This is a genomic window from Flavobacterium cheongpyeongense, from assembly GCF_003202435.1.
GTDB classification, from domain to species: Bacteria; Bacteroidota; Bacteroidia; order Flavobacteriales; family Flavobacteriaceae; genus Flavobacterium; species Flavobacterium cheongpyeongense.
The window spans coordinates 34599-61039 of record NZ_QJHK01000007.1 but is presented as its reverse complement, the minus strand read 5'-3'; the positions used below and the strand labels follow the sequence as shown (position 1 = coordinate 61039).

Sequence of the window (26441 nt, the reverse complement as noted above, 5' to 3'; positions counted from 1 at the left end):
ACTATAAAGATACTCTCAATCCCAAAGCATAGCTCCAATACAGGATCCTCGGCGCTGCATGTGTCTTAAACTGGTATATGCCATACATGTATAAGGAGCACAGTATAAATGCTCCCCAGGTAAGTCCAATGTAAAAAGCACCCTGTTGTTCTCCATAATCAAACATTGATGAGACAACTGCTTTTACTACTATTGCGGGAATAATACAGCATATCAGTACACATAATGCCCAAGGCAATATCCAAAGCTTGTTGTTCTTTGCGCGCAGGCCTATGACAGTTCCTTTAAAGAAATAAATGATGCAGAAAATGAGGTAGGTAAATAATAGTGCCAAACCCAAAATTCTAGATTTGCTGGTTTCTTCCCCTAACAGATTTTGGGACAATATAAATCCGGCATAAAAGTAAATGCCGAATATAGCACACATTTTTAATGCAAAAAAAAGTAAGGAAGCTATCCCAAACATTAATCCCATGGCAGCCTGGCTTTCTTCCATTTTCCGATTTTCATATTCTGTTTCGCTTTCGCCTGGAAAAGCATCAGGATAATTAGTATACATATTATTTTATGGATTGGCGGTGATTTTTTTAATTTTCTGTAAGTAATTGATTTTTAGTAGTATAAAATTAATAAAAAAAATAATATGTATTCTGAATTTCATTTTACTGCATAAAGCCAAAAACGGCCAAGCAACACCAATATGTGCCTCAATAATAATAAGGCACAGTCCAGCATTTAAATTCACGCCCAAACATTAAACATTTTAAAATGCAGGGTGATGATGATTTAAGAGGGCTTGCCAAGATAATGGCATTTATGAGGGCAGTAAGTATCCTGATAGTACTGATGCATTTATATTGGTACTGTTATGGCTTTTTTCTGGAAAGGGGATTGACAATGGAAACCCTAAATAAGATTTTAAACAGTTTCGACCGTAAAGCAGCTTTGTTTGCTAATGCACTTTATACGAAAATTTTTTCCGTATTATTATTGGCTTTAAGCTGTCTGGGAACAAAGGGAGTAAAGAATGAGAAAATTACCTGGACAAAGATCTTTAGTGCTTTTTGCATTGGCTTTGTCTTTTTCTTTTTTAATACCTCGCTGTTAATGCTGCCGAAGGAAATAGCAGCTTTCTTTTATATCCTAACCTTGGGATTGGGCTACGTAGCTTTAATGCTGGCCGGAGTCTGGAGCAGTCGCCTTTTAAAAACGAACTTAATGGATGACGTTTTTAACAACGAGAACGAGAGTTTTCATCAGGAGACCAAACTCATGCAAAATGAATTTTCGGTCAATCTTCCTACCAGATTTTATTATAAAAACAAATGGAATGACGGCTGGATTAATATCGTAAATCCATTTAGGGCAACAATTGTCCTGGGTACGCCGGGATCTGGTAAATCATATGCAATAATTAACAATTATATCAAGCAGCAGATTGAAAAAGGCTTTTCAATGTATATTTATGACTTCAAGTTTGACGATCTGTCCACAATTGCCTACAATCATTTATTAAAGCATCATAACAAGTACAAAGTCAAACCGAAATTCTATGTAATTAACTTTGATGATCCAAGAAAAAGCCATCGCTGCAATCCGCTTAATCCTGATTTCATGACCGACATTTCGGATGCCTACGAGGCGGCGTACACCATAATGCTGAACCTGAACAGGAGCTGGATACAGAAGCAGGGAGATTTTTTTGTAGAAAGCCCCATTATTCTTTTGGCGGCCATTATATGGTTCCTTAAAATCTATGCAGACGGAAGGTATTGCACATTTCCGCACGCTATTGAATTATTGAATAAGAGATATGCGGACGTGTTTACCATTCTTACGTCATATTCGGAGCTGGAGAACTATTTATCACCGTTTATGGATGCCTGGCAGGGAGGTGCACAGGACCAACTGCAGGGACAGATTGCATCGGCTAAAATACCCTTGTCCCGTATGATTTCACCAAGTCTTTATTGGGTTATGACCGGCGATGATTTTTCATTGGATATTAACAACCCTAAAGAACCAAAGGTATTATGTGTGGGTAATAATCCAGACCGTCAGAACATCTACTCAGCTGCGCTGGGATTATATAATTCGCGTATTGTAAAGCTCATTAATAAGAAAGGACAGTTAAAAAGTTCGGTAATTATAGACGAGCTGCCTACTATTTATTTTCGCGGACTGGATAATCTAATTGCTACTGCCCGTAGCAATAGAGTAGCAGTGTGTCTAGGATTCCAGGATTTTTCACAATTGAACCGCGACTACGGGGACAAGGAAAGCAAGGTTATCCAAAATACGGTGGGAAACATTTTCAGCGGTCAGGTGGTAGGTGAAACAGCGAAGAGCCTTTCTGAACGTTTCGGTAAAGTATTGCAGAAAAGACAAAGCATGAGCATCAATCGAAATGATACGTCTACCTCAATATCTACCCAGTTAGACAACCTTATACCGGCTTCCAAAATTTCTACATTAACCCAAGGGTTCTTTGTCGGAGCTGTATCGGACAATTTTGACCAGCGAATTGAGCAGAAAATTTTCCATGCTGAAATTGTTGTAGATAATGCAAAGATTGCCACTGAAACCGAAACCTGTCAAAGGATACCACAGATCTTATCCTTTGTTGACGAAAGCGGGACAGATAACATGAAAAAAGAAATTGATGCCAATTATAAACAAATAAAAAGAGATATAATCATGGTTATTGAAATGGAGCTGGAACGTATTAAAAATGACCCTGACTTGCAGCATTTAGTGCAAAAGGAGCAAAAAAAGGAACCTTACAAGCAATAGCACTTTCTTTCTACAGTGCCAGACACATATATCTACAGCTGGAATTCTATGGAGTCAATCAAATTGCAGGGTATTTGTGAATTAAATTAATTGTTAACATTCCAACAGGTTGAGAATGTGCATAAAAAACTTTATGACAGTTAGCGTGCGGTAAAATAATATATAAATTAGTACAAATTTTGTTGTTGTAAAAACATTCTCCTTCATTTACTTCAAACCAGTCAATGCTTATTTCGAGTTTACAGAATAATAATGATTTAAAATTTCTCTATGTATATATCTAAGCTTGTTATAAAAAATTACAGGACATTTAATGATTTTAAAATTGTTTTAAAGCCCTTGACTTTGATTATAGGTGAGAACAATATAGGGAAATCTAATTTATTGGATTCCATAGGTCTGATTTTTGGTCAGGATGTATCTTATCACAAGCGACGTGTTTTAGAGGTTTCTGATTTTAATTATAAAGAAATATTAAGGTTTAAAAGACAGGTCCTGGATTTCAATATACCGGCTGGCGATATTATTTATCCTGAAATATTAATTGAATGTACTTTAATTGGCTGGGATGAAGACCAGGAATCTGTGGTAGGTGATTGGTATAGTAACGTTAATTTTACTGAAGCAACCCTAACCTATAGATTTGCTACGGGAAGTAAATTTAACAGGGAAGAGGATGTACAGCATCAGCGTAATTTTATAACAAAATTTATCAAGGAGCATACACAAGAGCTGTATGATAAGTTGCTTGAGAGCGCAAAGCTGGATTTAATCAATTTTCCTATTTCCAAGTATTTCTATACTATTTATGGTGGTGGTGACAGCTCTTCCACTGCAAATATTTATCATCTTAATCAGATGAAGTTTGAACTTTTGGATGCTTTGCGAGATGCCTGTACCGAACTGGTAGCCAGCCATAACAGCAGACTGCTTTTTAGGATATTGAATTCAAAGGAAGAGGAGAAATATCAGGACCTCAAAGGACAACTGGTCGGATTGCAACAGGCTATTAATGATAATGCCACACTGCAGGAAATAAAGAATGGAATTTCGGTTCAACTGGATAAAATTTCCTTAGCTACTGATGAGACATCTAATCTTGTAGATCTAATTTTTTCACTTCCTGATGTATCTGATCTTTTAAAAAAAATAAGCCTTATTTATGGTGATAACCCTATTAAGATCGAACGAAATGGAACTGGAAGAAATAATCTTTTATTTATTTCTTTGGTACTGTCTTACGTGGAGGATATTACAAGAGGACACAGTTCGTATTTTAGGGTAGTAGGACTTGAAGAACCGGAATCGCACCTGCATCCAAATCTTCAGGATCATCTGGCACATAATATAGAATCGTTGATAAAAGTTGATGGTAAAAAAGATTTTCGAAAAGATATTCAGCTTCTTATCACTTCACACTCTACGCATATAACTACTAAGATTGATTTTGAAAATACTGTTGTTCTCTATAGGGATGGGGATAAGATTGAATCACATTATGTGCTTGATGGTTTCTCTGAAAAGGCACTTGGAAAAAAACAGATTAAATATCTTAATAAATACCTTGATGCAGTAAATGCCAACATTTTTTACTCAAGGAAAATCATACTGGTAGAGGGAATTTCAGAAAAACTTTTGGTGCCGATATTTTTTGAAAGAAATATGGGACATTCAACTGAAAAATCAAGCTGCTGTGTAATAAATGTAAATGGACTGGCATTTAGCTATTTCCTTGAAATAATTAAAAATGGTTTTTTTCAAAAATGCCTTGTTCTGACCGATAGGGATACAGACACAAAAACAAAAGAGCGAGCTGATAATTTGGCCGCAAAATATGACGACGTTGATCAAATCCAAGTTAGTATAACTGCTGATAGTACTTTTGAAAAAGATTTAATTAATGCAAATGCAAAAGGTAAAGGCCGCGATATTCTTCTTGCGGTTTTGAAGGATGTAAGACCTAATGCCGGAAAAAGCTATATAAGTGCACTTGGGGAAAATCCAATTGATACAGCTGGATTTTTTGCCCTTATTGAAGATTATAAGTCAGAATTTGCTTATTCATTAATGCTCAATCTGGCCGATTCTGATCCTTTAACTGATGGTTTTGTAATTCCGGATTACATAACAAAGGGACTAAATTTCTTTTCATAATGACAAAGAAAAATCAAAATGCGACATTGATTATTGCCGGACCCGGTGCGGGAAAGACCCACAACATGGTGGCTACAATTATTAGTGCTCTCCCTGAGCTTTCACCAGTGCGTTACATGGCTGTGATAACTTATACAAATGCAGCTGCAAATAATATTTATCAAAGACTGTCAAAGAAGATAAGTATACCTGAGAATTTATTTATCGGTACTATGCACTCCTTTTTGAACAGGTTTATTGTTAAGCCTTTTGCTGCTTTTGGAAGTGATTTTGTGGGCAGGGAAAAATTATTTCTGCAATGCGGCCTAGATGATGTATTTGCAAAGGTTGAAAGTCTCAAAGAGAAAGAAAAAAGAGCAAAGACTTTCCAGGAAGCTGCAATTATAAAAAAAAATATCCGCAACAGACTTAATAAAAATGGTTATATAACATTTGATCAAACCTTATCAATTTCTAAGGATTGTGTTTCAAATAAAATTATTGTAAAGGCTCTCAGCAATAGGCTTCAGTATTTATTTGTTGACGAATTTCAGGATTCGGGCAATGATGTTTTTACTATTATTGAAAATATCAGAAAACAGCAGAAAACTAAAATTTATTGTGTGGGGGATCCTGAGCAGTACATTCAAAGTTTTGATTCGGCTATTAAAGTTTTTGGGAATATTCCAATTTTAAAAGCTGCAGCAAGCAGTAAATATGACGTAGAAATTAACAACAAGAATTTCAGGTGTACAGAGAATATTGTATCGTTTCTCAATAAATTTAACGGTCGTCAGTTTAAAACTGAAATATTTAAACAAGAAGCTGCCTGCAGATTTGGTAATACTGTAGCAGAAGTAGGGGAAGATGTCATGTTTACTTTGAAATGGGGTCATGTAAGGCCAATAATAGAAGAATTTTACACCAAGTGTGACCTGATGGGAATTGCTATTTCGGGCCGCTGTATACTGGCCAAAAAAAATGATGTGGTCAATCGTGTGGCAGCGGTTGTAAATAACCATTTTATGACACCCAAAAAGGAAACGGGGGTAAGCCCCATAAAAGCGATTCAGGACACCTTGCTTTCAACAATTCGCATGAACCAAACTCAATTTTGTGATAGATATCAGACGGATGTATATACGTTGAGGAAATATTCTATTGCTATTTTTAAGGCTATAAGAAGCGGAAGAATTACAAATGAAAACACTTATGGAAGTTTTATCAAGGAGGAACTTCATTTAGAAATGCTAGAGGGGCTTCCAGTGAAAATTGAAAATTTAAAGTTTGATTTTAATCACAACTCAACAAGTGCCGTAACCCTATGCAATATACATACTATTAAGGGACTCGAATCAGAAGCAGTTCTTGCTATATCCAAAACAGAAGAAGAATTATTACTTTGGATTGAAACTAAAGCCGAAATAAGAGAGCTTAAAAGGGGCAATGAAAAAACGGATTATCCCCGATTAGGTTATGTAGCCTTTAGTCGAGCTGAAAAATTTTTGTGTATAGGGTGCCTAGAAGAAGTCAGTCCATCCACTATAGTAAAACTGCAGTCTTTGAATGTTAAATTGTTAGAGTTGTAAAAAGGAAATATCAGTAAAAAAAATGAAGTTATGAGTGGAGTAATGGAGGAAGCGATGCGTTTTGAAGACCTTGGATTAGAAAGTGTTCCTGATAAGAATGTCTGTTTAAATCATTTTGACCAGAAGCCGATAAAAAATTTTATCCGCAGAAATGCTGATATGGGATATTGTGATTATTGCAATAAAAATAAGTCTGTAATCGCTCTGGAAGATCTTATGGTATTTATGATGGAAGCTGTGCAGGCATTTTATACCGATCCTGCAAACTTTATGTCTTATAATTCCCGGGAGGGAGGTTATCTGGGTAATGTTTATGATAGTTCGGAAATTTTACAGGAGCATTTCGAATTGGAGATTAATGAAGAAACGCTGTTTAATGACATTTTTGATTCGTTGGATTACAGCAAAGGATGGGCAAACGAAATGGAATATTATGACAGTCCTTCTGATAAACTTCTGTACAGCTGGAAGTATTTCAAGCAGGTAGTTAAGAACAGATCGCGTTATTTCTTTGGACTTGTTAAGGATTTGAATTCGGAACATTATCTGATCAATTCGAATGATATGCTAAAGGAAATAGGGGACAGTATAAAAAAATTTAATCTAATTAATGTATTGCCTGCTGGTACTGTCATATTTAGATGCAGACAGCATACAAAAGGTGATCTCACCGTTACTATACCTAAGGGCATGACATCCCCTCCCGATGAAAATGCAGTAAATGCTAACAGAATGAGTCCGGCAGGAATTTCAATGTTTTACGGCGCTTTTGAGGTCGAGACTTCACTGGCAGAAACCTTGGACTATGAGAATATTGATTTGGAATCTTGTACTACTGCAGGTTTTAGAACAAATACAGAACTGACTATTATAGATTTATCAGCCCTTCCGGATCTTCCAAGTCCATTTGATCAAAAAAAACTTAAAGATTATTACAGGATTTCTTTTATCAGAGATTTTGTTCAAGATCTTATGTCTCCGATTAAAAGAGATGGGCGCGTCCACATAGATTATGTACCCACTCAAGTAGTAACTGAATATTTTAGATTTCCATTTTCTGATAAACTGAAAGGTAATAAAAGGATAAACGGGATTGTTTATCCGTCTTCTAAAAATGGAAAAAAAGCCTGTGTCCTTTTCTTTGATAATCCCGAGAGCCTTGAAGTACTCGATATGATCTCTGACACGTTACGATCTAGCGAAGTTAATTCTCATAGAGAGGAATAGAATTGCAATGTTTCTATAATCAATTATTATTTTTTTCAACGTTATAAGATATTGAGTTAATATATTAAACTGCTTTTAAATATTATGCAAATACTGAAATGAAGGGTGGTTTGAATATTAAGTTTGGATCATCTGGACACAGAAACTCCGATCTCTGTAAAACTCCGCAATTTATTTTAAAATTATGGTAAACTATTTTTGTTATAAAATTGAAAGAAAGTTTCAGATTTTTCGCTTAATACAATATACGCATGGAATTTCTTTCCAGATTTGCTTTTCATTTCCCTTATTAATGATGTTTTACCTTTATTGACAAGATTATCAATTTCAGATAAACTTAAATGAACACCACAAATATTTCTGAACTGTGTCCAATTGCATACTTCATCTCTACATTTAACAAATTTATCACTGACAATAAGTTGGTGGATTTTGCATTTTGGACAGACAAGTTGAGGAACGTGACTGTTATCAATGGAAGTTTGTAGTAATTCAGAAGTGATGAATATTGTGTATGTTCTGATATCGTTTTGAAAAGCTGCTGTGTCACTCTGGTTATTCTCAATTTTCTCTAAGGCAGCTTCCCACTCTATAGTCATACCAACATCGGCGATCTTCTTGTCTTTTACCAGTTCATACACTTTCAGTCCTTTCGGAGTAGGTAACAGTGATTTTCCTTCCCTTTGTATGTAATTACGAGAAAAGAGTGTCTCTATAATGCCAGATCTCGTTGCGGCCGTACCGATACCCATATTTCGTAAGGCACTGTATTGTTCCTTGTTTTCGACTTCTTTACCGGCGGTTTCCATTGCAGCTAAAAGTCCAGCCTCAGTGAATAGAGCCGGAGGGTTCGTTTGCTTTTTCACAACATTCGCACTTTTAATTTTAAGTTCATCACCGATTTTCAATCCGGGAATTTCCTGCTGCGGGTCATTATCATGAAAACTGCCCCTGATCGCACGCCATCCTGATTCTATTATTTTGCTTCCACTCAGGCTGAAATCATAATGTAAAACCTGTAATGCTATATGGGTGACTTCTCTGGTGCATGGCTGCGAAATTGCTTCCAGAAGTCTAAAAGCAATCATATTATAAACTGCGTTTTCCTTTGCTGGCAAGGCAGAAGGTATTTTCTCGGTAGTCAGCAGGCCATGATGATCGGTTACACGCAGGTCATTCACTATGCGTTTGTTGAATTGGCCCCATTTAACTTTGGACACTGCCTGCCTGACTGCCTCGCAGTCCTGCAAAACTCTGATCAGTCCGGGAATTTCTGCCCACATATCTTCAGGAATGAATTTGCTTCCGGTTCGAGGGTAAGTAATAAATTTCTTTTCATAGAGGCTTTGTGCAATACTTAGTGTTTCCTCTGCAGAAAGATTCAGTTTTGTGTTGGCTTCTTTTTGCAGTCCGGTCAGATCAAAAAGTAATGGTGGCTGTTCAGCTCTTTTTTTGGTTTCTGCAGCTGTGACAAAAGCGGTATTTCCACTCCGTTCGATTGATTTTAACACGTTGTCTGCCGATTTTTTATCTTCCCATTTGTTTTGTGACAGGCTTCTAAAGTCAGTGAATTCTTTGGAATGTAATACTTCTAACTGCCAGTATTGTTTTATTGAGAAGTTTTTATTTTCAAGGTAACGCATGCAGACTAAACCCAGGACAGGAGTCTGTACCCTTCCAAGTGAATAGATTCCGTCACCTGCGGCAATGCTTAATGCCTGCGAGGCATTAATACCTAATAGCCAGTCAGCCTGGCTTCTAATTTGTGCACTTTTATACAGTCCGTTAAAATCAATGCCGGGCTTTAGATTGTCAAATCCCCGCTTAATAGCTTTTTCAGTAAGTGAGCTAATCCATAATCGCTCAAATGGCTTACTGCATTTGAGGAACTCGTAGATGTTTCGGAATATTAATTCACCCTCACGTCCGGCATCAGTTGCGGCAATTATCTTTTCACTCAGGCCAATAACATGTTCTATTATTCTCAACTGCTTTTCCGCTCCTGGATCAACAGCATGGCCTTTGTCACTTTTTATTTTACGGATCGTCAACAAAAAAGGGTTTGGCATTATGGGGAGTTCGGATTTCTTAAATCCTGAAATTCCGTAATCTGCCGGCATAGCCAGTGCCACTAAATGTCCCAATGCCCATGTAACAAAATAGCCGTTACCGGTCAGATAGCCATCTTTTTTTTCGGTGGCTCCTAGCAGTACGGCTATTTCCCTTGCTACACTGGGCTTTTCTGCAATAATTGTTATCATATGTTATTACATTTTACGCCCTTTAGATTTAGCAGGTGCATCGGACTCTTCTTGATGTTCCTGCAGTTTTTTGTCATCAGGGACTGTTTGCCCTGATTTTAAAGGTTCCTTGATGTTCTTAGTTGCTTCGTTCGTTTTGCCTTCGGAATTGACGGCGGTTTGTGTTTTGTACGCCTCAGAAGGTTTTATCTGTTCTTTGATTTTATCTGGATTTTGGAATGAAAATTCTGTTTTATTGGTTTCTTTGTTGTACGTGATATATCCATTGTATTCCTTGCCTTTTTTATCCACGAGGCCGCTGATATAAACCGTGTGACCCTCTTTGAGCTTTTGATATTGTTCATTATCGAGTTCTTTGTCCCTAAAGTTTTTTGGTGCTCCCTGAGTTTGGTTCTGCTGATTGTTAGGAGCATTTCTGTCAAAGAGAAATTCTACAAAGCGTTTATCGGCATTGAACTGAACCGATGCATCAAACGTTTTTCCTTTATTGGAAACCATACCTTCTATTGGAAGCGGTTTCCCTTCCAGCAATGTTTGCTTTTGCTCTTCGTTAAGCTTTACTCCTTTAATTTCATCAGGGATTTTAATGAAATCCGTACGAAGTGCCACCACCTCATTGGTTAGTCTGTCTATACTGATAATGGAGGGGCTGATTTCATTGTTTTTCGGATTGGTGAGATTTACTATTCGTCCCATATTGCCTGTTTGCAGAAGATTGTCTTTATCTTCCTTGCTGAATTCGTGACCGAAAAAAGGAAAATTCAGATTGGGTGATTTTCGGATGCCGTGAATGGCCAACACGACCTGTCCTTCTTCGTTTTGTTTTAGGGATAGGCGTGCATCCATTCGGGTTATGGCAGTACCGAGGTTAAGGCTTACGGGCACAAGCTCATTTGTTTTGTATCCCTTTAGTAAAGGATCAAGCAAATTTAGTTTTTCAAGTTTCTCTTTGCTTAGACCAAGATTGTTTAATGTTTCCCAATCGATCTGTTCCGGTTTGTATTTGTATTCACTTGTTTCCGGGCTTGTCTGTGTTGTTTCCATATTGTTTTTATTTTCTTGTTTATCTTCCTTTTTTACTTCGTGCTGTTTCATTAATTGTTCACCTTCAGGTGTGGGATGATTTAAGTGTTTCTGCATATCTTTTGAAGTGTCAACAGCCAGCAGTGCTGGAATTTTGAAAAACGAAAAATTGGTTGGGTTCTTCAGCTGGCTGAAAAAATTGGAAAAGAAATTCGAAAACAAATCACCCTGTTTATCTACCCGCATAAACTGATTCTCATTTTTCCGGTTAGGGTCAACGGTTTCAAGATTGCCATTTTGATCAATACCTTTTACGGCCAGGATTTTCTTTTTCTCTTTGTCGAATACCAGCAGTATATCCGATAATTCCTCGTGAGTGTTACCTATCTCTTTACTTTGTTCGCTCATAATTTTAAATTTTAAATTCATTTGCGAAATTAAAAGGTGAAATAGTGCTGGCTAAAAGCAGGAATTTTGTGGCATTGTTTTTCCATCTATGGCCTATGTTTTTGGCATTCGGACATTAAAACTTTCTCTAATGAATTGGTGTACATCAGAGAGCTTATAATATATTTTTCCGCTGATTGTATAATAGGGAAGCCTGCCGGAAGATCTGTACCGCTGGAGTGACCTGGAACTTATCTTAAGCATCTGCAATATATCCTGATTATCCAATAGCTCTTCTCCGTCAACACTTCCGCGCTTTTTTTCAAGTTCACTGATATGTGCGCTCATAAGATCGAAACGTTCTATGATTCGTTCCATCCAGGAAATGAATTCCATTCTATCTATATTCATGGCTGTGTGTTTTGCATTAGTGATGCAAAGTTGCTACGGGCAAAATTTTTTCATTGCCAATGTCAGCCAATGTAAAATGCGGTTTTGTGAAAATTTTAACAGTTATAAGAATTAGTTCACCTAGTTGATTTACTGGGACTGATTAAAATATAGAACTAATTATATGTCAATAGCTACTCGATGCCAATTGCATCTCATTGGTAGAGAATTGCATGTTTCAAAAACCGCTACAGCTCTTTCTCCATGTGCTGTTTAAGCGATGATTTCAGCTGATCAAGAAATATACTTTTGCTGTCAGTCCTGTCTTTCATCCTGTGGAACGCATGATGGACATCACCGAGTTGTATCCTGAACAACAGTTGGAAAACCATACTGATTTTACGGATTCCGGCTTTTCCGTGAGAAATACTTCCCGATGCATGAAGTGCATAAATTAATTCGATCAAAGCATTCTTTGAATCTGTCCAGAAAAAATCTCTGTTAGCTGTGTTTCCATCTGAAAAAATACTGGTTTGCTGCGTGTCAGGTTCAATTTTGGAGATCAGGTAGCTGTAGAGAAGTTCGTTGGCAATTATTCGCGCTACTTTATAATCGTAATAGGTAGAAAATTGAGTGTCAATTTCAAACACAAAACTATTAACCCCTTCGTGAAGGTCTATTTTGCCCAGACAAAAAAAATGATGGTCCCATTCCGTTCTTCCTGAACGATAGTACCGATAGAAGTCTGTGGTATAAAAGTGGTCTTTATATTCTTGTTTTAGCAAATTAAGCTCGTTTGAAAAATATTTGTAATGCATTTTGCCGCTTACAACAGGACAGGATGCTTCAATGCGGAAAACTTTATTGTAGAATATGAGTTTTCCAAGTATTTGGGGTTTAATACTTTTAAAAAAATTAATCTCTTCACTTTCATCAGAGAAGCCATTTTCTAAAACATTTTTTTTTACCGTACTAAGCAAGTTTCGAAGTACGGTAGTCATATGGTAGGATTTTTCAATTATATGTTCAGGATCTAAGCTGAATTGCTGTTCTGCTTTTCGAATAACCTGAAGTGCGTTCTCACATGTAGATCTTATCATGACAACAGAATTTAGATTTATTTGAACAAGGAAAAGCTGGGGCATTGCTGCCCGGAAATTTACGACGTCACTTTTCGCTGGAATTATAATTTAGCTCGATAAGCGCGGAATATTGGTTTCATTCTGCAGTGTCTGCATAAGTTCCATAGCGTAGTTATCCCTTGCCTGCACATAAGCCACTTTAGATTTTATAGAAGCACCAATTTTTTTCTTCTCAAAGTTTGCCGATATGCCAAAATCGATTCGTTCAATTTCAAGCTCTCGTGCTCTTTTAATCGTTTGGTATAATAGCTGTCTGTACAAGTTGAGACCCTCGCTGGCAATGTAGTCCATGCCGATAAGTTCAGGCACATATACATTTCCTGAATTTTTATAGCAGAACATTATCCCAACTAAATTCTTTTTAGGGCCATCTTTGAGGGTCAGAATAATGAACTCCCAGTTTGGACAGCTGTTCATATTTTCAAATACTTGTCTGCTGTACAAAAAGGTATTTATGGCCAGGTTGCGGTCCTTTACATTGCAATATAGCTCGTAAGCTCTGTCTAGTTCCGCTTGATTGAGGTAATCTTTTATTTGGACATCGTAGAATTTTTCATACGGTACTATTTCCCTGTTGAAATGCTGACGGGAACGGGTTGAAAGCAGGGAACCGTAATTGTCAATTGCTGGCCAGTTTTCATTTTCAATAACACATGATTCGGGCATATCAATTCTAAAATACCCTTGGTTTCTTATCATTTCATCCCAGTGGAATCCGGGCTCAAAATCACGCAGAATGAGTATATCCGCCCCTAGCGAGTTGTATGATTGTTCCAGCTCATTCAGTAGCAATCTCAGTGATTGCTCTGCCAGTGAATGACTCTCGTCAATGTAGCAGTGCAGCCCCTCAGTAAATAACGATCCTATACTTAGTACTTTTGAAGTCATGTGCATAGAATCGGTTTTCCGAATTTCTTCCAGGTGTCTAGATACCGATTCAGTGGACAGCATATCATCTTTCCAGATACCGAATGTGCAGAAAGTCATTAGGACAACCTGCATGTTTTGGTCGCGGATTATATAATAGAAAAAATCCCATTTATTGGTAGGATCCTGGCTATGCGAGAACGTTTTCTCGAGATACTGCATTCCCTCCCAATCAAGGATATTATGAGTTCCCAAATACTTGTTCCACTCCTGTTTATTGATGTTCTTAATACTAGTTTGCTTTTCAATATGGAGCAGTTCTGAGTGCTGTTTTTTAGATGGGAGTTTTGTACTGATATCCATTCTAAATGCCTGCCGTATCTTTTCATTACTGCTTCCTGTTTCTTCCACTGCTTTTTGGAAGTGGTAATCCATCGCACGGGCAAGTTCGGTTATATCTTTAATTTGATTATGTGCAGATATCGTGATACGGATTCCCGTATTTTTTATTGGCACAGCAGGATAAATACCAAGGTTAAGATAAAAGCCCTCCGAAAAAAGACGCTTGGTAAAATTATAAGCAGTAGCTGGGGTACCCATTCCTAGAAAGAAAACGGGGGAATCGTTTTCAGAGATTAGCGGCAGACTACTATTTGAAAGGAGGGTACTGAAATGTGCTGTTTTTTTTGCAAGTTCAGCCTGGTGACCATATATTTCCTCCGAGAGATGTATATCACAGGATGCGATTGCAGCGGCAACTGATGCCGGTTCAAGCTGTGCAGAGAAAGTTAGAGGTCCGCCAAAAGTTTTTATCTTTTCACGTAATTTATGATCGCTGCAGAAAAAGGTAGCACCGCTTGCACCAAAAGTCTTACTCAGTGTACTGACAACAACAATGTTTTCTTCCAGTGTTCCAATAGAATCAAAGATGAAACCAGTACCATTTTTACCCTTCCAGCTCATTCCATGAACATCATCAAAATAGAGGTTGAACTGCGGATACTTTTGGGAAAGGTTCAAAAGATCCTTTACAGGTGCATAGTCTCCATACATGGAATAAACACCATCGGCCATGTACCAGATTTTTCCGGATTTGCCACTGAGCATGCGAATTTTGTCTTCAAGCATTTCGAGATTGTTATGGCGTATCATCTCTACCGGTATTCCCCTAAGCTTAAGTATCTGACAGGCATTTTGCACACTCCAGTGCGCCTGATGGTCGAGAATTACTGCATCTTCATCTCGTATCAAAGTAGGGATTATTGCCATATGGCCCAGGGTACTGTTCTTAGTTATGATTGGTTTTATATTATACATCTGATCTATCTTGCTTTCGAGTTCTGCATACAACGGATGTGAAAGATAAGTTTTAGAAAGCGGGAACTGTGTTCCATAATTATTGATCGCGTTTATTGCAGCCTCTTTTAGCCTTTTATCCTGTTCAAGACCCAGATATCCGGTAGTCCCGAAATGGAGCATTTCGCTTCCGCTAATTTTTATGGTTCGCCCATTTAGAGATGTACCTTCAGCATGAAGATGCAATATGCCTTCATCTTTTGCACTAGAAAAAACAGTGTCAACTGTATCGATAAAATTGTTGTGTTTTATTTTTGCCATTTCTATAAATTTTTTTGGTTTAGATTTGTGTTTTTGTAAATGTCTGAAAATTAGACATCTAAAATTCATTATAAAAATTGAAAGCGCTTTTAGTTGCAGATATTTTATTCCCAATTTGACAAGGGTAATTCCCGATTTGACAACAATTCCCGATGTTTTGCAAGAAATAATCCATATTTGACAATGATAATATTTCTAAATCTTTATAATTTTGTTAAATTTCAAGTTTTAAATAAACAGGTCATGATTGCCTCACATGAATCTTTTGAAAATCAAAATGCAAGGTTTTGGATTGAAAAGGGAATCCTCTTTTTCGAATACAAAGCTAATACAGCAATAGATTTGCAGGTAGCAATGCGAGTAGTTGCAGACAGGATTGCATTTCAAAATGAAAGGCATCTTCCTGTCTTTTGTGATACCAGAGGTATAGCCTCAATTGACAAAGCAGCAAGGGACTATCTCGCCAAATCCGGATCATTGCTTGCAAAAGCTGTCGCTCTGATTGGCAGTGAAAATGTTTCTATGACTATGAGCACTTTTTATCTTGAAATCAGCAAGCCGTCCGTGCCTACCCGGATTTTTACAGTCGAGCAGGAGGCGTTGGATTATCTGACGGATTTCGTTTAGTATCCCTTGCAGGTACACAGCATTATATAAATAATTAGTACAAATGAAAAGCCCTCACAACCGCCAGAGGATGGTATCGATGCACAAGATGTTATTTGAAATGGCAAGGGGCAATTTCAATAACCAAATCCCTTTGAGTAGCTATGATGACGAAATTGAAACCTTGGTAGTACTAGTCAATATGGTCGCGGAAGAACTCAAAGAGTCGGCTTTTCATTCAGGTTTTGTCAACCCATATATTACTCATAGAATGATTACGCCTGCAACTTTTATTCTAGATGAGAACCACTCCATAAAAGATGTAAATCAAGGTGCGTTGAAAATTTTGGGTTATGATTCGATAGAGATGCTCAGCAGGCCACTACAGGAATTCTTGTTGGACGATTTCTCCGATATGTCAGATCTTGAGAGAAAAGAGTTGGAAGAAATACTACTATCAGGTGAAATCATTACGCTAAATTTCATAACATATAAAAAGCTGATAGTAAGTGCCGAATGCTCGGTATCACGATTGTCGGAAGGTAAGTTTACAGTACTAAGCTTCATAGCTCCCTTTCTCCAGCTTGATGACGCTGTTCCGGAATTATACGAAACAAAAGAACAAAAGCAGCATAATTTTAGAAAAGCCGATGCGCGCCTAATGCAGGGTGTATATGATTACGTACTCGCGAATTTGGCTGAGCCATTACCGTCAATAAAGGAATTAGCACGACTTTTTGGAACAAATGATTTTAAGCTCAAAGATGGATTCCGGTATTTTTTTCATACAAGTATTTATCAGTTTTATACAGAGGAGAGACTCAAAAGAGCTTACCTCATGATAGAGCAGACAGATATTCCTTTGAAAAATATCTCATTTATGAACGGTTTCAATAGCTATCCTAATTTTTCCAAGTCATTTAAAAAGCGATTTGGCTTTTCTCCAAAAGAACTCGGCCGGAATAAAACAGGTGGCTTTTTTTCAACTGGTGATTTTAATCCTTCTTAAATAATTATCGCTCCCGATTGTATAAGTGTTATTAATTTGAAATTCAGAATTTTACATTGTTGAAATCAAATTGCCTAATCATGATACTATATACAAACGCGGGATTTAAAAAATATGCAATTGATGTAATTTGTCTTCTATATATTTTACTTTTTGTATATGCAGCAGTGAGCAAATTGCTGGATTTTGAGAATTTCCAGGTACAGCTTGGGCAGTCTCCTACATTAAGCAGTTATGCATTATGGATTTCTTATTTAGTCCCGTTGATAGAGCTTTTAATCGCATTATTTTTGATTATTCCCAAACTTCGAAACTGTGGACTTTATTCTGCTCTGTGTTTGATGACCATGTTTACCACTTACATTTTTATAGTGCTTCATTACAGCTCTTTTGTTCCCTGTTCCTGCGGGGGAATCCTGGAGAAAATGAGCTGGAATGTGCATCTTGCTTTTAATCTTTTTTTTGTGGTTTTGGCTATAACTGCTCTGATATGGCAGAGCCAACAGCCAAATAATAATGCGTGGAAGAAAAAGCCACGAACAATTATTTTAAAGATTTCTTTGAGCTTCATTTTAAGTGTCATTGCGGTAACTGTATTATTTCTTTTGTCAGAGGAAATCATGCAATATAAGAATCCTTTTATTAGACGCTTTCCGCAACATCCTGTCATGCGCGATACAGTAATTGACTTAAAATTCAACTCCTATTATTTTGCGGGAGCAGATCAAAAGAGAATTTATTTGGGTAATTACAGCAATCCTTTACATGTTAAAGTATTGAATGAGAAAACTAAAATAATAGAAACCACTAAAATTACTTTTGCAAAAAAAAATATTCCGTTTGTATCAGTGAGAACAGTTGTCAGGGGGTCCCATTTTTATCTAACGGACGGAAGTGTTCCCGCAATATTTAAAGGAAGAATATCAGACTGGAAAACTACTGGTGAATTCAAGGGACTGCCTTATTTCACTTTAGCCGAACCTGTTGACAGTACAAAAGTTATTCTGCGGTCAAGCAGAGGGAAAAATAGATCCCACGAACTGGGTATTTTTGATGATGGACAAATCCAAAAAATCAGATATAATAAAACACTTTTGCAAGTGCAGAAAGACGGAATTTTTGATACTGACGGAACCCTTGCCTACAGTGAAAAACTGCATCAATTGGTGTATACATACTATTATCGCAATGAATTTATTGTTGTTAACAGCAATGCAGAACTTAGCTATATTGGAAACACAATCGACACTACAACTAAAGCTAAGATCAAGGTGGCCTATCTTAAAAATGGGATGGAGAGAAAATTTTCGGCACCACCATTAACAGTAAATGCAAAAACTGCAGTCTGCGGCAATCTGCTTTTTGTAAATTCCAGGGTGCAAGGCAGGTTCGAGAATGAAAAACTCTGGAAAGACGCCTTTATAATTGATGTTTACAATCTTGTAAAACGCACATACATCATGAGCTTTGCCGTTTACAAAATTGAAGAAAAGAAACTATTTTCTTTTTATGTCACTGATGATTATCTGTATGCCATCATGGAAAATCACCTGGCAGTTTACAAATTGCGAAATAATTTAAAAAAAGAAATGAAAATTGTCAAATAACATAAAAATGACAATTAAAATATATCGGCCGATATCAGGGAAAAAGACCGAATACCTGTAGAAAAAAGTAGGTCAGTGTTTAACTTAATATTTATTGTTATGAAAACTAATTTTTTTAAAAACATGATTCCTGCGGCGGTAGTTGCATTGGGAATCTCGGGAGCATTTGTTACTACTTCAATGCAGAGCGCTTCAAGTATGACGGCACCACGAATTGGATATACTCTGGATGAAAATGATGAGTGCGATATCGAGGTAAATTGTAACACCACGCCAAATCCAATATGTGTCAGTAGTACAGGTTCACAGGCCTTTGGAAAAAATGCACAGGGTAACTGCGATGTTCAATTGTACAAACAAAATTAAATTTGAAAATCATTCAAAAGGCAATGCAGTTCTGAAAAGAACTGCATTGTTTTTTTGTTATTATTCTGTTCCGTGTGTTATCCACTGGGCAGAGAGATCGTCTTTTAGATAATAATCAAACCACTGCTGGATGCGCGTATACAAATCATTCTGGTTCGCTGTTTTAATGATGACATGATCTTCTTCTGGATAAAGAAGCATTATAGTTTTTTTTCCAAGGCGCCGCAGCATAAGATAATATTCCATGCTCTGGCGGACATCAACCTGTTTGTCATCTTTTCCAGACCATATAAGAATTGGTGTTTTTACTTTGTCTGCATTGTAAATCGGCGAGTTTTTTTGAAAAAGTTCTGGCGCTTCGACTGGTGTTTTTCCCAACAGCCACTGTTCTTTTTCAAACCTCCACATATCTGGTTTTCCTGAGTTTTGACTAATAGTTAGATAGAAGCTAGTAAGATCAGTGATGCCGCTGCCAGAAACAGCTGCTGCAAACAGGTCAGTTTGGGTAACAATGTGCGAGGATTCATAGCCTCCGAAGGAGTGTCCGATGAGACCAATTTTCTTAGGTTCAATAATTCCTTTTTCCAAAACCTTTTTTACCGCCGCATCAATACAATCTGTTATAGCTTCTCCTATATTTTCAGGTTGAGCAACCAAATCAGGTAACAGCACAAAGTATCCCTGCAGTGAAGCAACAGTGTGGTTAAATCCATCATATTCAGAAAGTGAGGGATTTTTATACTGATGGAGTTTATAAGACTGAAGCTCATAAATATTGACAATCATGGGATATTTTTTTCCAGGGTGATAAACGGCAGGATAAATCAGCACGCCTTTAAGATTTTCGCCCTCTTTGTTCTGGTAATAAATTAACTCAGAACGGCCCCAGAGATATTTTTCCTGTTGAGGATTGCTCTGGTAAAAAGGAATTGCATTACCCGAGTTCTTTTTTATAACCAGTCTTGGAGCAAGATTAAAATTCTGCTCTCTGTATATCATTTTTTTATTTTTGGGATTATAGTAAAGCTGGTCGGCAAGTGTACTGCCATACACAATCGCTTTTTCTCCAGATATCTTGTTCCATCTTGACCAGCCTGTTTTTCCATCATTGCCTTCAGTGCGAAGGATAAGGTCCTTATTTATGTCAAAACTGTTCGTCTTCAGCCCATCATATCTATAATTTTTAACCGAATCATCCAGAAATTCCGGTATCCTGTATTTAGTCTTTGTTTCGCTGCCATGCGTTAGTCTACTGAAAGAAGATCCATCACATCTTACAGCCCAGATATCGTACTGGTCATAGAGAAGAATTTCCTTGTCTCCATTAGTCCAGCCCGCAGCTCCCCAATGAGATTCAGGATCAAGAAGCTGCACCCTTCCAGTAAATTTGGTTTTGATATTTTTTGTAATGCAGATGTGTTTTTGGCTCGAAATGTTGTAAATCCACCAATTGTTCTCCTTAAAATAAGCAATATATTTTCCCCCAGGAGAAAATAAGGAATTGCGTGGCTGGGCATTTTGTTTTTCAATGCACAATTTCTTTTCCGCACTTTCAAGGTTCATAATGTAAAAATCTCTTGGACTGTCCATTTCCCATTGAGGCTCATAAGCTTTCGGATTGGACAGCAAAGCATATTTTTGATCACCGCTTAGCATCAGGCTTGGGAACTCGGCATCGGTTACAGCAATTACTGTATCTGAAAATGGGTTCCAAAGGGCAATCTTAGGCGATTTTTCAAACTGTCCCATGTCTTGCTCTTCAGGATAGGCCCACTTGTCGTTTCCGTTCCATATTTCAACAGGCGACTCAGTGTTTGGTTCAGCAGCAGAATCTTTTATTTTGTAATTAAAAAACACATGCTGTCCATCATCCGAAATAAGAAGTTTGAAGTTTCGGTTATCGGTAATATAAGACTCGCTAGAAAAATGAAGTTTTTCGGAATCTATCGAGTAAAGCCTGTTTGTATTTAACTGATAATAATGCACGAAGGCTGAGATTAGACTTTTGGCACTTCTATTGAAGGCAACAGATTCGCTGTTTTTCTGCCACGCAAAATTGCTGCAGCTGCCGTCATAATCAGCGAGTACTATTTTATCAGATGCATTTTTTAGATTCATTAAGAATAGGGACGATTTTCCATTTTCCTTTACAGCGTAAATCAAGTTTTTTCCCAAAGGGTCGATTGATAAATCCTGAAAATGATAAATAGTTTTGATGGTTTTTCCACTGGGAGTCTTAAGTATAAGTGTTTTATTTTTTCCGTCATCATAAAGAATAACAGCAAGCATGTCATTTGCTTTTAAATAAACAAAGTCACTCACCCCGTTTATGGTTTCAGTATTTCCTGTTTTCAGATTCAATACGTGCATTTCTTTACCTGAAAGACTGACAAAATTTTCAGATGTAAATGCCGATTTTTTAGATGATGGAAAACTGTAGGTTTTATCCTTTTCAGTACTTCGTACAAAAAGTGTATCAGGCTTGTTTTTATAAAACATTTTGAATGCTGCCCAATTCTCGTCACCAGAGATTTTATCCAAAAGCAGGCGTCCCCATTTATGATAATTTTCAGGAGTGAGATTTTGCTTTTGCACCACCTGCCCCCAAAGGGGACAGGTTACTAATGGCAAAATAATTAAAATAAAAAAAACAGATAAAATCTCGGTCTGTACCTGTGCTTTTCCACCGCCGGGAAGTGCACCGGATATAATATTACTAGATGACATAATAATAGTTTAATAACCTGCGTTCTGTGGACGCAGATTTGGATTTGCACTAAGTTCACTCTGAGGAATTGGAAGCAGGCGATCTGTAGTTTTCCAACCCGGTTTGATTCCTGTTAGCACTTCGTCAATTTTATTGAATCGTTTCAGATCAAAAAAGCGGTGTCCGTGTTCGGTAAAAAACTCCCATTTTCTTTCACAGAGTATAGCATCGAGTATTTCTGACTGTGTAACGGCTTGAGTATCCAGAAGTCCAGCACGCTGCCGAATTTTGTTCAAATCATCCTTGGCCCCTGTCAGGTCACCCTGATGTGCTCTTGCCTCAGCCCTGATAAGGAATTGTTCAGCAGTTCTGAAAACAATTGAATATTCAACAGAAGAAGAAGTAAAATTCTGCTCCTTATATTTATAGGGGTGGTAGAATACTGAATTTTCTTCTTTTACCTCTTTTATCCAGTTGAGCCTGCGCAGATCCGATGAGGCGAAGGAATTGACTAAATTATCGCTAAGGGAGGTCATGGCAGGAGGAGCCGAAAGAAAGATAAAAGTATCTGCTTCCTGCGTATTCTGACCCGATACTGGAGCTTTAAGCTGCCAGATGGTTTCCTTAGAACTGATCTGGAAAACCTGATTGATATTTTTGGTCAGCGGAAATATGCCTGATTGGTTAAGGACAGATGATGCTTCATTGGCTGCTTGTACATATTTTCCCACATAAAGATAAACCCTTGCCAAAAGAGCCTGTGCCGTATATTTGTTTGGTCTAATTCTTTCTGTAGTGCTGTATGAGGTGGGAAGTAGTTCAATAGCATTTTTAAGGTCATTGGTAATATTCTCATAAACGGCGGCGGCAGGCATCCTGCTAACAAGGCTGTTTTTTGTATAGTCTGTATTTTTAATATAAGGGATGTCCCCAAAAATATTGACAAGATAAAAGTGCATCAGGGCCCTGATGAATAAAGCTTCACCCTGTAGTTTGTTTTTATTCTGAGAAGTAAAAGATATGTTCTCTGCAATTCCTTCCAGAATTGCATTAGCTGCATATATTTGATTATAAGACGCATTCCAGTAATCTGCAACGTCAGAATTCGAGGGCAAGACCGCATTATTGTAAAAACTTACCGTTGTGCTGGTGGGAGTTCCATAAGCAACAAGGTCGTCTGTGTAATTTCCCAATTGGCAGGAGATGCCCGTATTTTGACCCGTCAATATTCCTTTGTCTCTTATTTTTGCATAAATATCCGTGAGCGCAGCATCAGCAGTCGCAAAATCTTTAAAAACTCCTTCACTGGTTAATTGTGATTTTGGCAGGTCTACCTCCACAAATGAATCACATGAAATCACAGTTAGTGCGAATAAAAAGAAAATGATAAGTCGATCTGGTATATAAGAAGTTTTCATTTTTACTGTTTTAAAATGTTAGCTGCACACCGGCAGTAATTACTTTCAAGGGAGGCAGAAAGCCCATAGTTGTAAATTCAGGATCACCGTCCTTAAATTTGGTAAATGTCAGCAGGTTTTGCCCCTGAAGCATAATAAGACACTTCGTTTCTTTCATTTGCAGAGGAACATCATAGGAAAGAGAAATGTTTTTCAAACGGATAAAAGATGCATCTACGATTGAAGCAGTACTTCTCGAGTATAGGTAATTTGCCGTCACTGCATCACTGTTGGTGCCAGAGGTATAAATCTGATACAAGGCATTGTCATTTACTTCCTGCCAGCTGTCTGTCATTCTGGACGGCTGGTTGATCATTTGTCCAGCAACACCGTTTAGATATGCCCTGTTTTTCTGATTGACAAACTGAAAAAGGAAGTCCAGCTTCCATTGTTTATAAGAAAGTTGATTCTGCATTCCTCCGTAGTATTTTGGATTGAGATCTGAAACAGCTTGCTGATCATCAGGAAATGATATAACTCCATTGCCGTTAAGATCTTCAAACTCATATACGCCTGTCTGCGGATTAATGCGTTTATAATTATAGAGCAGACTGATGTTTAATGGCTGACCAATACGATACTGCTGACTGTAAGAAGAACTTTCAAGTCCGGGAAAACGAATGAGTTTATTTTTTGCAAAAGTAATATTAAAGCTGGTTGTCCAATTGAAGTTTACAGAGTTAATATTGATAGTTCGTAAAGTAAACTCAGTTCCCCGGTTTTCAACAACTGCATCTAAATTTGCCTGTAGAACAGTAAAGCCTGTCGTACCTGCCATTGGAATTCCTGTCAGCTGATTGGAAGAGCGGTTTTGATACCAAGCTGCAGTTGCAAAAATGCGGTCTTTTAGAAAACCAAGTTCCATTGCAGCTTCGAGTTTTTTATTGATTTCCCAGCCGAAATCCTTATTGTAGAGCCTGGTTGGTTGTAGTCCGGCAATTCCGTTATAAGGCAGTTCGGCTATGGAATAAGTATCCAGATACTGATAATCTCCGATCTGGTCATTTCCTGTGGTTCCGTAACTGCCTCGTAGCTTTCCAAAACTGAGCCATGAACTGTTCTTTAGAAAGTGCTCATTGGAGAACAGCCATGCCGCTCCGACAGCGCCAAAAGTGGCAAACTGATTTCCCGGACCAAAGCGGCTTGATCCATCCCGTCTGGCAGTTAGATTCAGGATATATTTCTTCTCCCAGTTATAGTTAATTCTTCCGAAAATTGCCTGATATTTATACTGAGTTTCATCATTTAAAAGGATGGTCACAACTGATGCCGCCGCAAGGTTATAAATTAGGCTGTTGGATGGGAATCCATTTCCCGACTGATAAAGACTTGCGGAATTCTGATTCTGAAATGTAGCTCCTGCCAGAATATCAAGATTTCCTCCTGCGAATTCTTTCGACCAGTTTGCCTGCGGTTCAATTATCCATGAAGAGCGTGTTGTATTATTTATATAGATGCTCGAACGCGCACTTGTAATGTTATTGGCTGGGTTAAAAATAGTCGAGGGGTTTATTCTTGTCTCTCTTGTTGATAGGTTTGTATAGCCAAAATTGCTTTTTACAAACAACCTTGGCAGAACCTCGTAGGAGAGTACCGTATTGGCGACAAGATTATTTGTTTTGGACTTGAAGACGGCATTAAGATTTCGAAGCGGGTTACTCCATGTTTTGTTCGCCCAATTCAGGCTTCCATCTTCGTTGTATAGTGCTGGGGCATTGGGAGCAAGTGAGCGTGCATCATTTGTGAAATCAAAAGCTGGCATATTATTGTCCTGAAAATTGTATCCGGCAGAGAAGGTGAGGCGAAATTTATCATTGTCCGATTGATGATTCAAACTCAGCTGACTTCCTCCTTTTTTATATAGGAAATCACCAACAAAGACAGTTGATTCTGTATAATAATTTCCGCTTAAGATAAATTGTGTTTTATTAGAACCGCCGGAAACAGATCCAGTTATGTTATTTATCAATGCTGTACCTCCAAGCAGTTCTTTCTGCCAATCGGTGTATCGGTTTTGGTCCCACGTACCGTTAATGTCATAATCACGAGCTTTATATGATGTATTATCATTTTGAAAAGCTTTTTTGCGCATTTCCAGATATTGTTGTGTATTCATTAAATCCATAAACTTTGTGACCGTTCCCGTTCCCGTTGAAGCCTGCAGTGTAAAGCTTGTTTTGCCTTCCTTGCCTCTTTTTGTGGTAATCAGTACTACTCCGTTCGCTCCTCTGGAACCGTAGATCGCAGTGGCATCGGCATCTTTTAAAATTTCAATGCTTTGAATCGATTCCGGACTTATGCTGTTCAGGGGACTGGTAACAGTCGGAAAAGTTGTTGACGTTTGATTAAAACCAATAGGATCTGAAGCATAAGGCACTCCATCAATAATGTATAGTGGCTGATTTGCATCAGCACGCAGACTATTCTGTCCCCTGATTTTGATTTCAAAGCCACCACCGGGAACGCCTGTGGTCTGTGTTATACTGACTCCTGCCATACGACCCTGCATGGTAGCTAGTACATTAGTCACGGGCTGGGTTTCAATATCTTTCGAAGTTATTCGTGCGATACTTCCGGTGCGCTCGCTTTCCTTTACGGAGTAATAACCGGCATTTACACGTACTTCCTGAAGAGTCGTGGTGTCGTCTATAAGTACGATATTCACAGTTGAGCGTCCCTGAATGGGAACCAGTTGAGTTTTAAAACCGATATACGATACTACAAGGGTGTCATAGGGAGATGAGGTAAGTGAAAACTGACCGCTGTAATCAGAAATTACGACATTGTTTTTTTTGTTTTTAATGGCAATTGTTACACCAGGCAGGGGATTACTGCCATCTGTTATAGTACCTTGAACCTTATGTTGTTGGGAAAATGAATTGCCTTGCCGAGTGTGGTTTTTGGCAAGTAGTGGTGGAAATGACATAATAAAACCTAGAAAAATTAGGCAATAGAGAGTTCTTCCACCCACGGAAAATGAAAAATTATTCATAATTTTGAGGATTGGTTAGTTAAATATGATTTAATTGGCTACGGTCCTCTATACAAGTTTTGTCGCTGGTAGAGGGCCATTTTTTATGCATTAAGTAAACGTCTTAATTCGCATAAGGAAGTTTTGTTTTAGTACACAGGCAATAATAATTAATGAGTTCGACTTTTTTATACGAAACTTAAATCACCAGAAGCGTGCACGCAAAGAATAACAAGAGAGTTTTGTAAAAAAGGCGTAGAACTCATCTTACTGCACTAGAGGTACTGGT

Annotated in this window: 17 protein-coding genes; 8 read left to right on the top strand and 9 right to left on the bottom strand. The window is 37.8% G+C overall.

Annotated elements, in window-relative coordinates; translation table 11 throughout:
• Position 1 precedes the first annotated feature (1 nt).
• Positions 2-559 carry a hypothetical protein gene (locus DMB65_RS09870; RefSeq protein ID WP_110306487.1) on the bottom strand — a complete coding sequence of 186 codons (558 nt, stop codon included), beginning with the start codon at positions 557-559 and terminating at the stop codon, positions 2-4.
• Between the two features lie 209 nt (positions 560-768).
• Between DMB65_RS09870 and mobC the strand changes: the two genes are divergently transcribed.
• From mobC to DMB65_RS09845, 4 genes are all read left to right on the top strand, one after another.
• The gene (mobC, locus tag DMB65_RS09860; RefSeq protein ID WP_110306485.1) at positions 769-2793 is read left to right on the top strand and encodes a conjugal transfer protein MobC; all 2025 of its coding nucleotides are present in this window, start codon (positions 769-771) and stop codon (positions 2791-2793) included.
• A 270-nt stretch (positions 2794-3063) separates the two neighbouring features.
• Positions 3064-4947 carry an ATP-dependent nuclease gene (locus DMB65_RS09855; protein ID WP_110306484.1) on the top strand — a complete coding sequence of 628 codons (1884 nt, stop codon included), beginning with the start codon at positions 3064-3066 and terminating at the stop codon, positions 4945-4947.
• On the top strand, positions 4947-6515 hold the full coding sequence (locus DMB65_RS09850; protein WP_110306483.1) for a UvrD-helicase domain-containing protein: 1569 nt from the start codon (positions 4947-4949) through the stop codon (positions 6513-6515). The genes DMB65_RS09855 and DMB65_RS09850 overlap by 1 nt, the downstream gene beginning before the upstream one ends.
• A gap of 30 nt (positions 6516-6545) precedes the next feature.
• Entirely contained in the window at positions 6546-7742 is a 1197-nt protein-coding gene (locus DMB65_RS09845; RefSeq protein ID WP_110306482.1) for a HEPN-associated N-terminal domain-containing protein, read from the top strand.
• A gap of 182 nt (positions 7743-7924) precedes the next feature.
• On the opposite strand, the gene DMB65_RS09840 is transcribed toward DMB65_RS09845, so the two are convergent.
• The 5 genes from DMB65_RS09840 to DMB65_RS09820 form a co-directional block, all read right to left on the bottom strand.
• Entirely contained in the window at positions 7925-10003 is a 2079-nt protein-coding gene (locus DMB65_RS09840; RefSeq protein WP_110306481.1) for a type IA DNA topoisomerase, read from the bottom strand.
• Between the two features lie 6 nt (positions 10004-10009).
• The gene (locus DMB65_RS09835; RefSeq protein WP_110306609.1) at positions 10010-11434 is read right to left on the bottom strand and encodes a DUF4099 domain-containing protein; all 1425 of its coding nucleotides are present in this window, start codon (positions 11432-11434) and stop codon (positions 10010-10012) included.
• A 93-nt stretch (positions 11435-11527) separates the two neighbouring features.
• The gene (locus DMB65_RS09830) at positions 11528-11824 is read right to left on the bottom strand and encodes a helix-turn-helix domain-containing protein (protein ID WP_095382670.1); all 297 of its coding nucleotides are present in this window, start codon (positions 11822-11824) and stop codon (positions 11528-11530) included.
• Positions 11825-12051: 227 nt separating this feature from the next.
• A complete protein-coding gene (locus DMB65_RS09825; protein WP_110306480.1) occupies positions 12052-12903 on the bottom strand; it encodes an RteC domain-containing protein in 852 nt (283 codons plus the stop codon).
• Positions 12904-12993: 90 nt separating this feature from the next.
• Positions 12994-15429, bottom strand: a complete 2436-nt coding sequence (locus DMB65_RS09820) for a bifunctional aminotransferase class I/II-fold pyridoxal phosphate-dependent enzyme/GNAT family N-acetyltransferase (protein WP_110306608.1) — start codon at positions 15427-15429, stop codon at positions 12994-12996.
• Positions 15430-15672: 243 nt separating this feature from the next.
• Here DMB65_RS09820 and DMB65_RS09815 point away from each other — a divergent pair, with 243 nt between their 5' ends.
• The 4 genes from DMB65_RS09815 to DMB65_RS09800 all read left to right on the top strand — a co-directional run bounded on the left by DMB65_RS09815 (position 15673) and on the right by DMB65_RS09800 (position 19017).
• Complete coding sequence (locus tag DMB65_RS09815; RefSeq protein ID WP_095382737.1) at positions 15673-16056, top strand: DUF7793 family protein; 384 nt, start codon at positions 15673-15675, stop codon at positions 16054-16056.
• A 43-nt stretch (positions 16057-16099) separates the two neighbouring features.
• Entirely contained in the window at positions 16100-17044 is a 945-nt protein-coding gene (locus tag DMB65_RS09810) for a helix-turn-helix domain-containing protein (protein ID WP_110306479.1), read from the top strand.
• Positions 17045-17124: 80 nt separating this feature from the next.
• Positions 17125-18651 (top strand): MauE/DoxX family redox-associated membrane protein, encoded by a 1527-nt coding sequence (locus DMB65_RS09805; protein WP_110306478.1) that lies wholly within the window; start codon positions 17125-17127, stop codon positions 18649-18651.
• Positions 18652-18750: 99 nt separating this feature from the next.
• Positions 18751-19017 (top strand): DUF6520 family protein, encoded by a 267-nt coding sequence (locus DMB65_RS09800; protein WP_110306477.1) that lies wholly within the window; start codon positions 18751-18753, stop codon positions 19015-19017.
• 60 nt (positions 19018-19077) lie between these two features.
• Here DMB65_RS09800 and DMB65_RS09795 read toward each other — a convergent pair whose 3' ends face one another.
• From DMB65_RS09795 to DMB65_RS09785, 3 genes are read right to left on the bottom strand one after another with little or no spacing between them, the layout of a single operon-like run.
• The gene (locus DMB65_RS09795) at positions 19078-21744 is read right to left on the bottom strand and encodes an alpha/beta hydrolase family protein (protein WP_110306476.1); all 2667 of its coding nucleotides are present in this window, start codon (positions 21742-21744) and stop codon (positions 19078-19080) included.
• Between the two features lie 9 nt (positions 21745-21753).
• Positions 21754-23142, bottom strand: a complete 1389-nt coding sequence (locus DMB65_RS09790) for a RagB/SusD family nutrient uptake outer membrane protein (protein ID WP_110306475.1) — start codon at positions 23140-23142, stop codon at positions 21754-21756.
• Between the two features lie 10 nt (positions 23143-23152).
• Positions 23153-26107 (bottom strand): SusC/RagA family TonB-linked outer membrane protein, encoded by a 2955-nt coding sequence (locus DMB65_RS09785; RefSeq protein ID WP_230470640.1) that lies wholly within the window; start codon positions 26105-26107, stop codon positions 23153-23155.
• Positions 26108-26441 lie beyond the last annotated feature (334 nt).

Coding starts and splice junctions, on each gene's coding strand:
- DMB65_RS09815 (WP_095382737.1), top strand. CDS start 15,673: ATGATTGCCTCACATGAATCTTTTGAAAATCAAAATGCAAGGTTTTGG.
- DMB65_RS09855 (WP_110306484.1), top strand. CDS start 3,064: ATGTATATATCTAAGCTTGTTATAAAAAATTACAGGACATTTAATGAT.
- DMB65_RS09830 (WP_095382670.1), bottom strand. CDS start 11,824: ATGAATATAGATAGAATGGAATTCATTTCCTGGATGGAACGAATCATA.
- DMB65_RS09820 (WP_110306608.1), bottom strand. CDS start 15,429: ATGGCAAAAATAAAACACAACAATTTTATCGATACAGTTGACACTGTT.
- DMB65_RS09825 (WP_110306480.1), bottom strand. CDS start 12,903: ATGATAAGATCTACATGTGAGAACGCACTTCAGGTTATTCGAAAAGCA.
- DMB65_RS09785 (WP_230470640.1), bottom strand. CDS start 26,107: ATGTCATTTCCACCACTACTTGCCAAAAACCACACTCGGCAAGGCAAT.
- DMB65_RS09805 (WP_110306478.1), top strand. CDS start 17,125: ATGATACTATATACAAACGCGGGATTTAAAAAATATGCAATTGATGTA.
- DMB65_RS09795 (WP_110306476.1), bottom strand. CDS start 21,744: ATGTCATCTAGTAATATTATATCCGGTGCACTTCCCGGCGGTGGAAAA.
- mobC (WP_110306485.1), top strand. CDS start 769: ATGCAGGGTGATGATGATTTAAGAGGGCTTGCCAAGATAATGGCATTT.
- DMB65_RS09850 (WP_110306483.1), top strand. CDS start 4,947: ATGACAAAGAAAAATCAAAATGCGACATTGATTATTGCCGGACCCGGT.
- DMB65_RS09835 (WP_110306609.1), bottom strand. CDS start 11,434: ATGAGCGAACAAAGTAAAGAGATAGGTAACACTCACGAGGAATTATCG.
- DMB65_RS09840 (WP_110306481.1), bottom strand. CDS start 10,003: ATGATAACAATTATTGCAGAAAAGCCCAGTGTAGCAAGGGAAATAGCC.
- DMB65_RS09800 (WP_110306477.1), top strand. CDS start 18,751: ATGAAAACTAATTTTTTTAAAAACATGATTCCTGCGGCGGTAGTTGCA.
- DMB65_RS09845 (WP_110306482.1), top strand. CDS start 6,546: ATGAGTGGAGTAATGGAGGAAGCGATGCGTTTTGAAGACCTTGGATTA.
- DMB65_RS09790 (WP_110306475.1), bottom strand. CDS start 23,142: ATGAAAACTTCTTATATACCAGATCGACTTATCATTTTCTTTTTATTC.
- DMB65_RS09810 (WP_110306479.1), top strand. CDS start 16,100: ATGAAAAGCCCTCACAACCGCCAGAGGATGGTATCGATGCACAAGATG.
- DMB65_RS09870 (WP_110306487.1), bottom strand. CDS start 559: ATGTATACTAATTATCCTGATGCTTTTCCAGGCGAAAGCGAAACAGAA.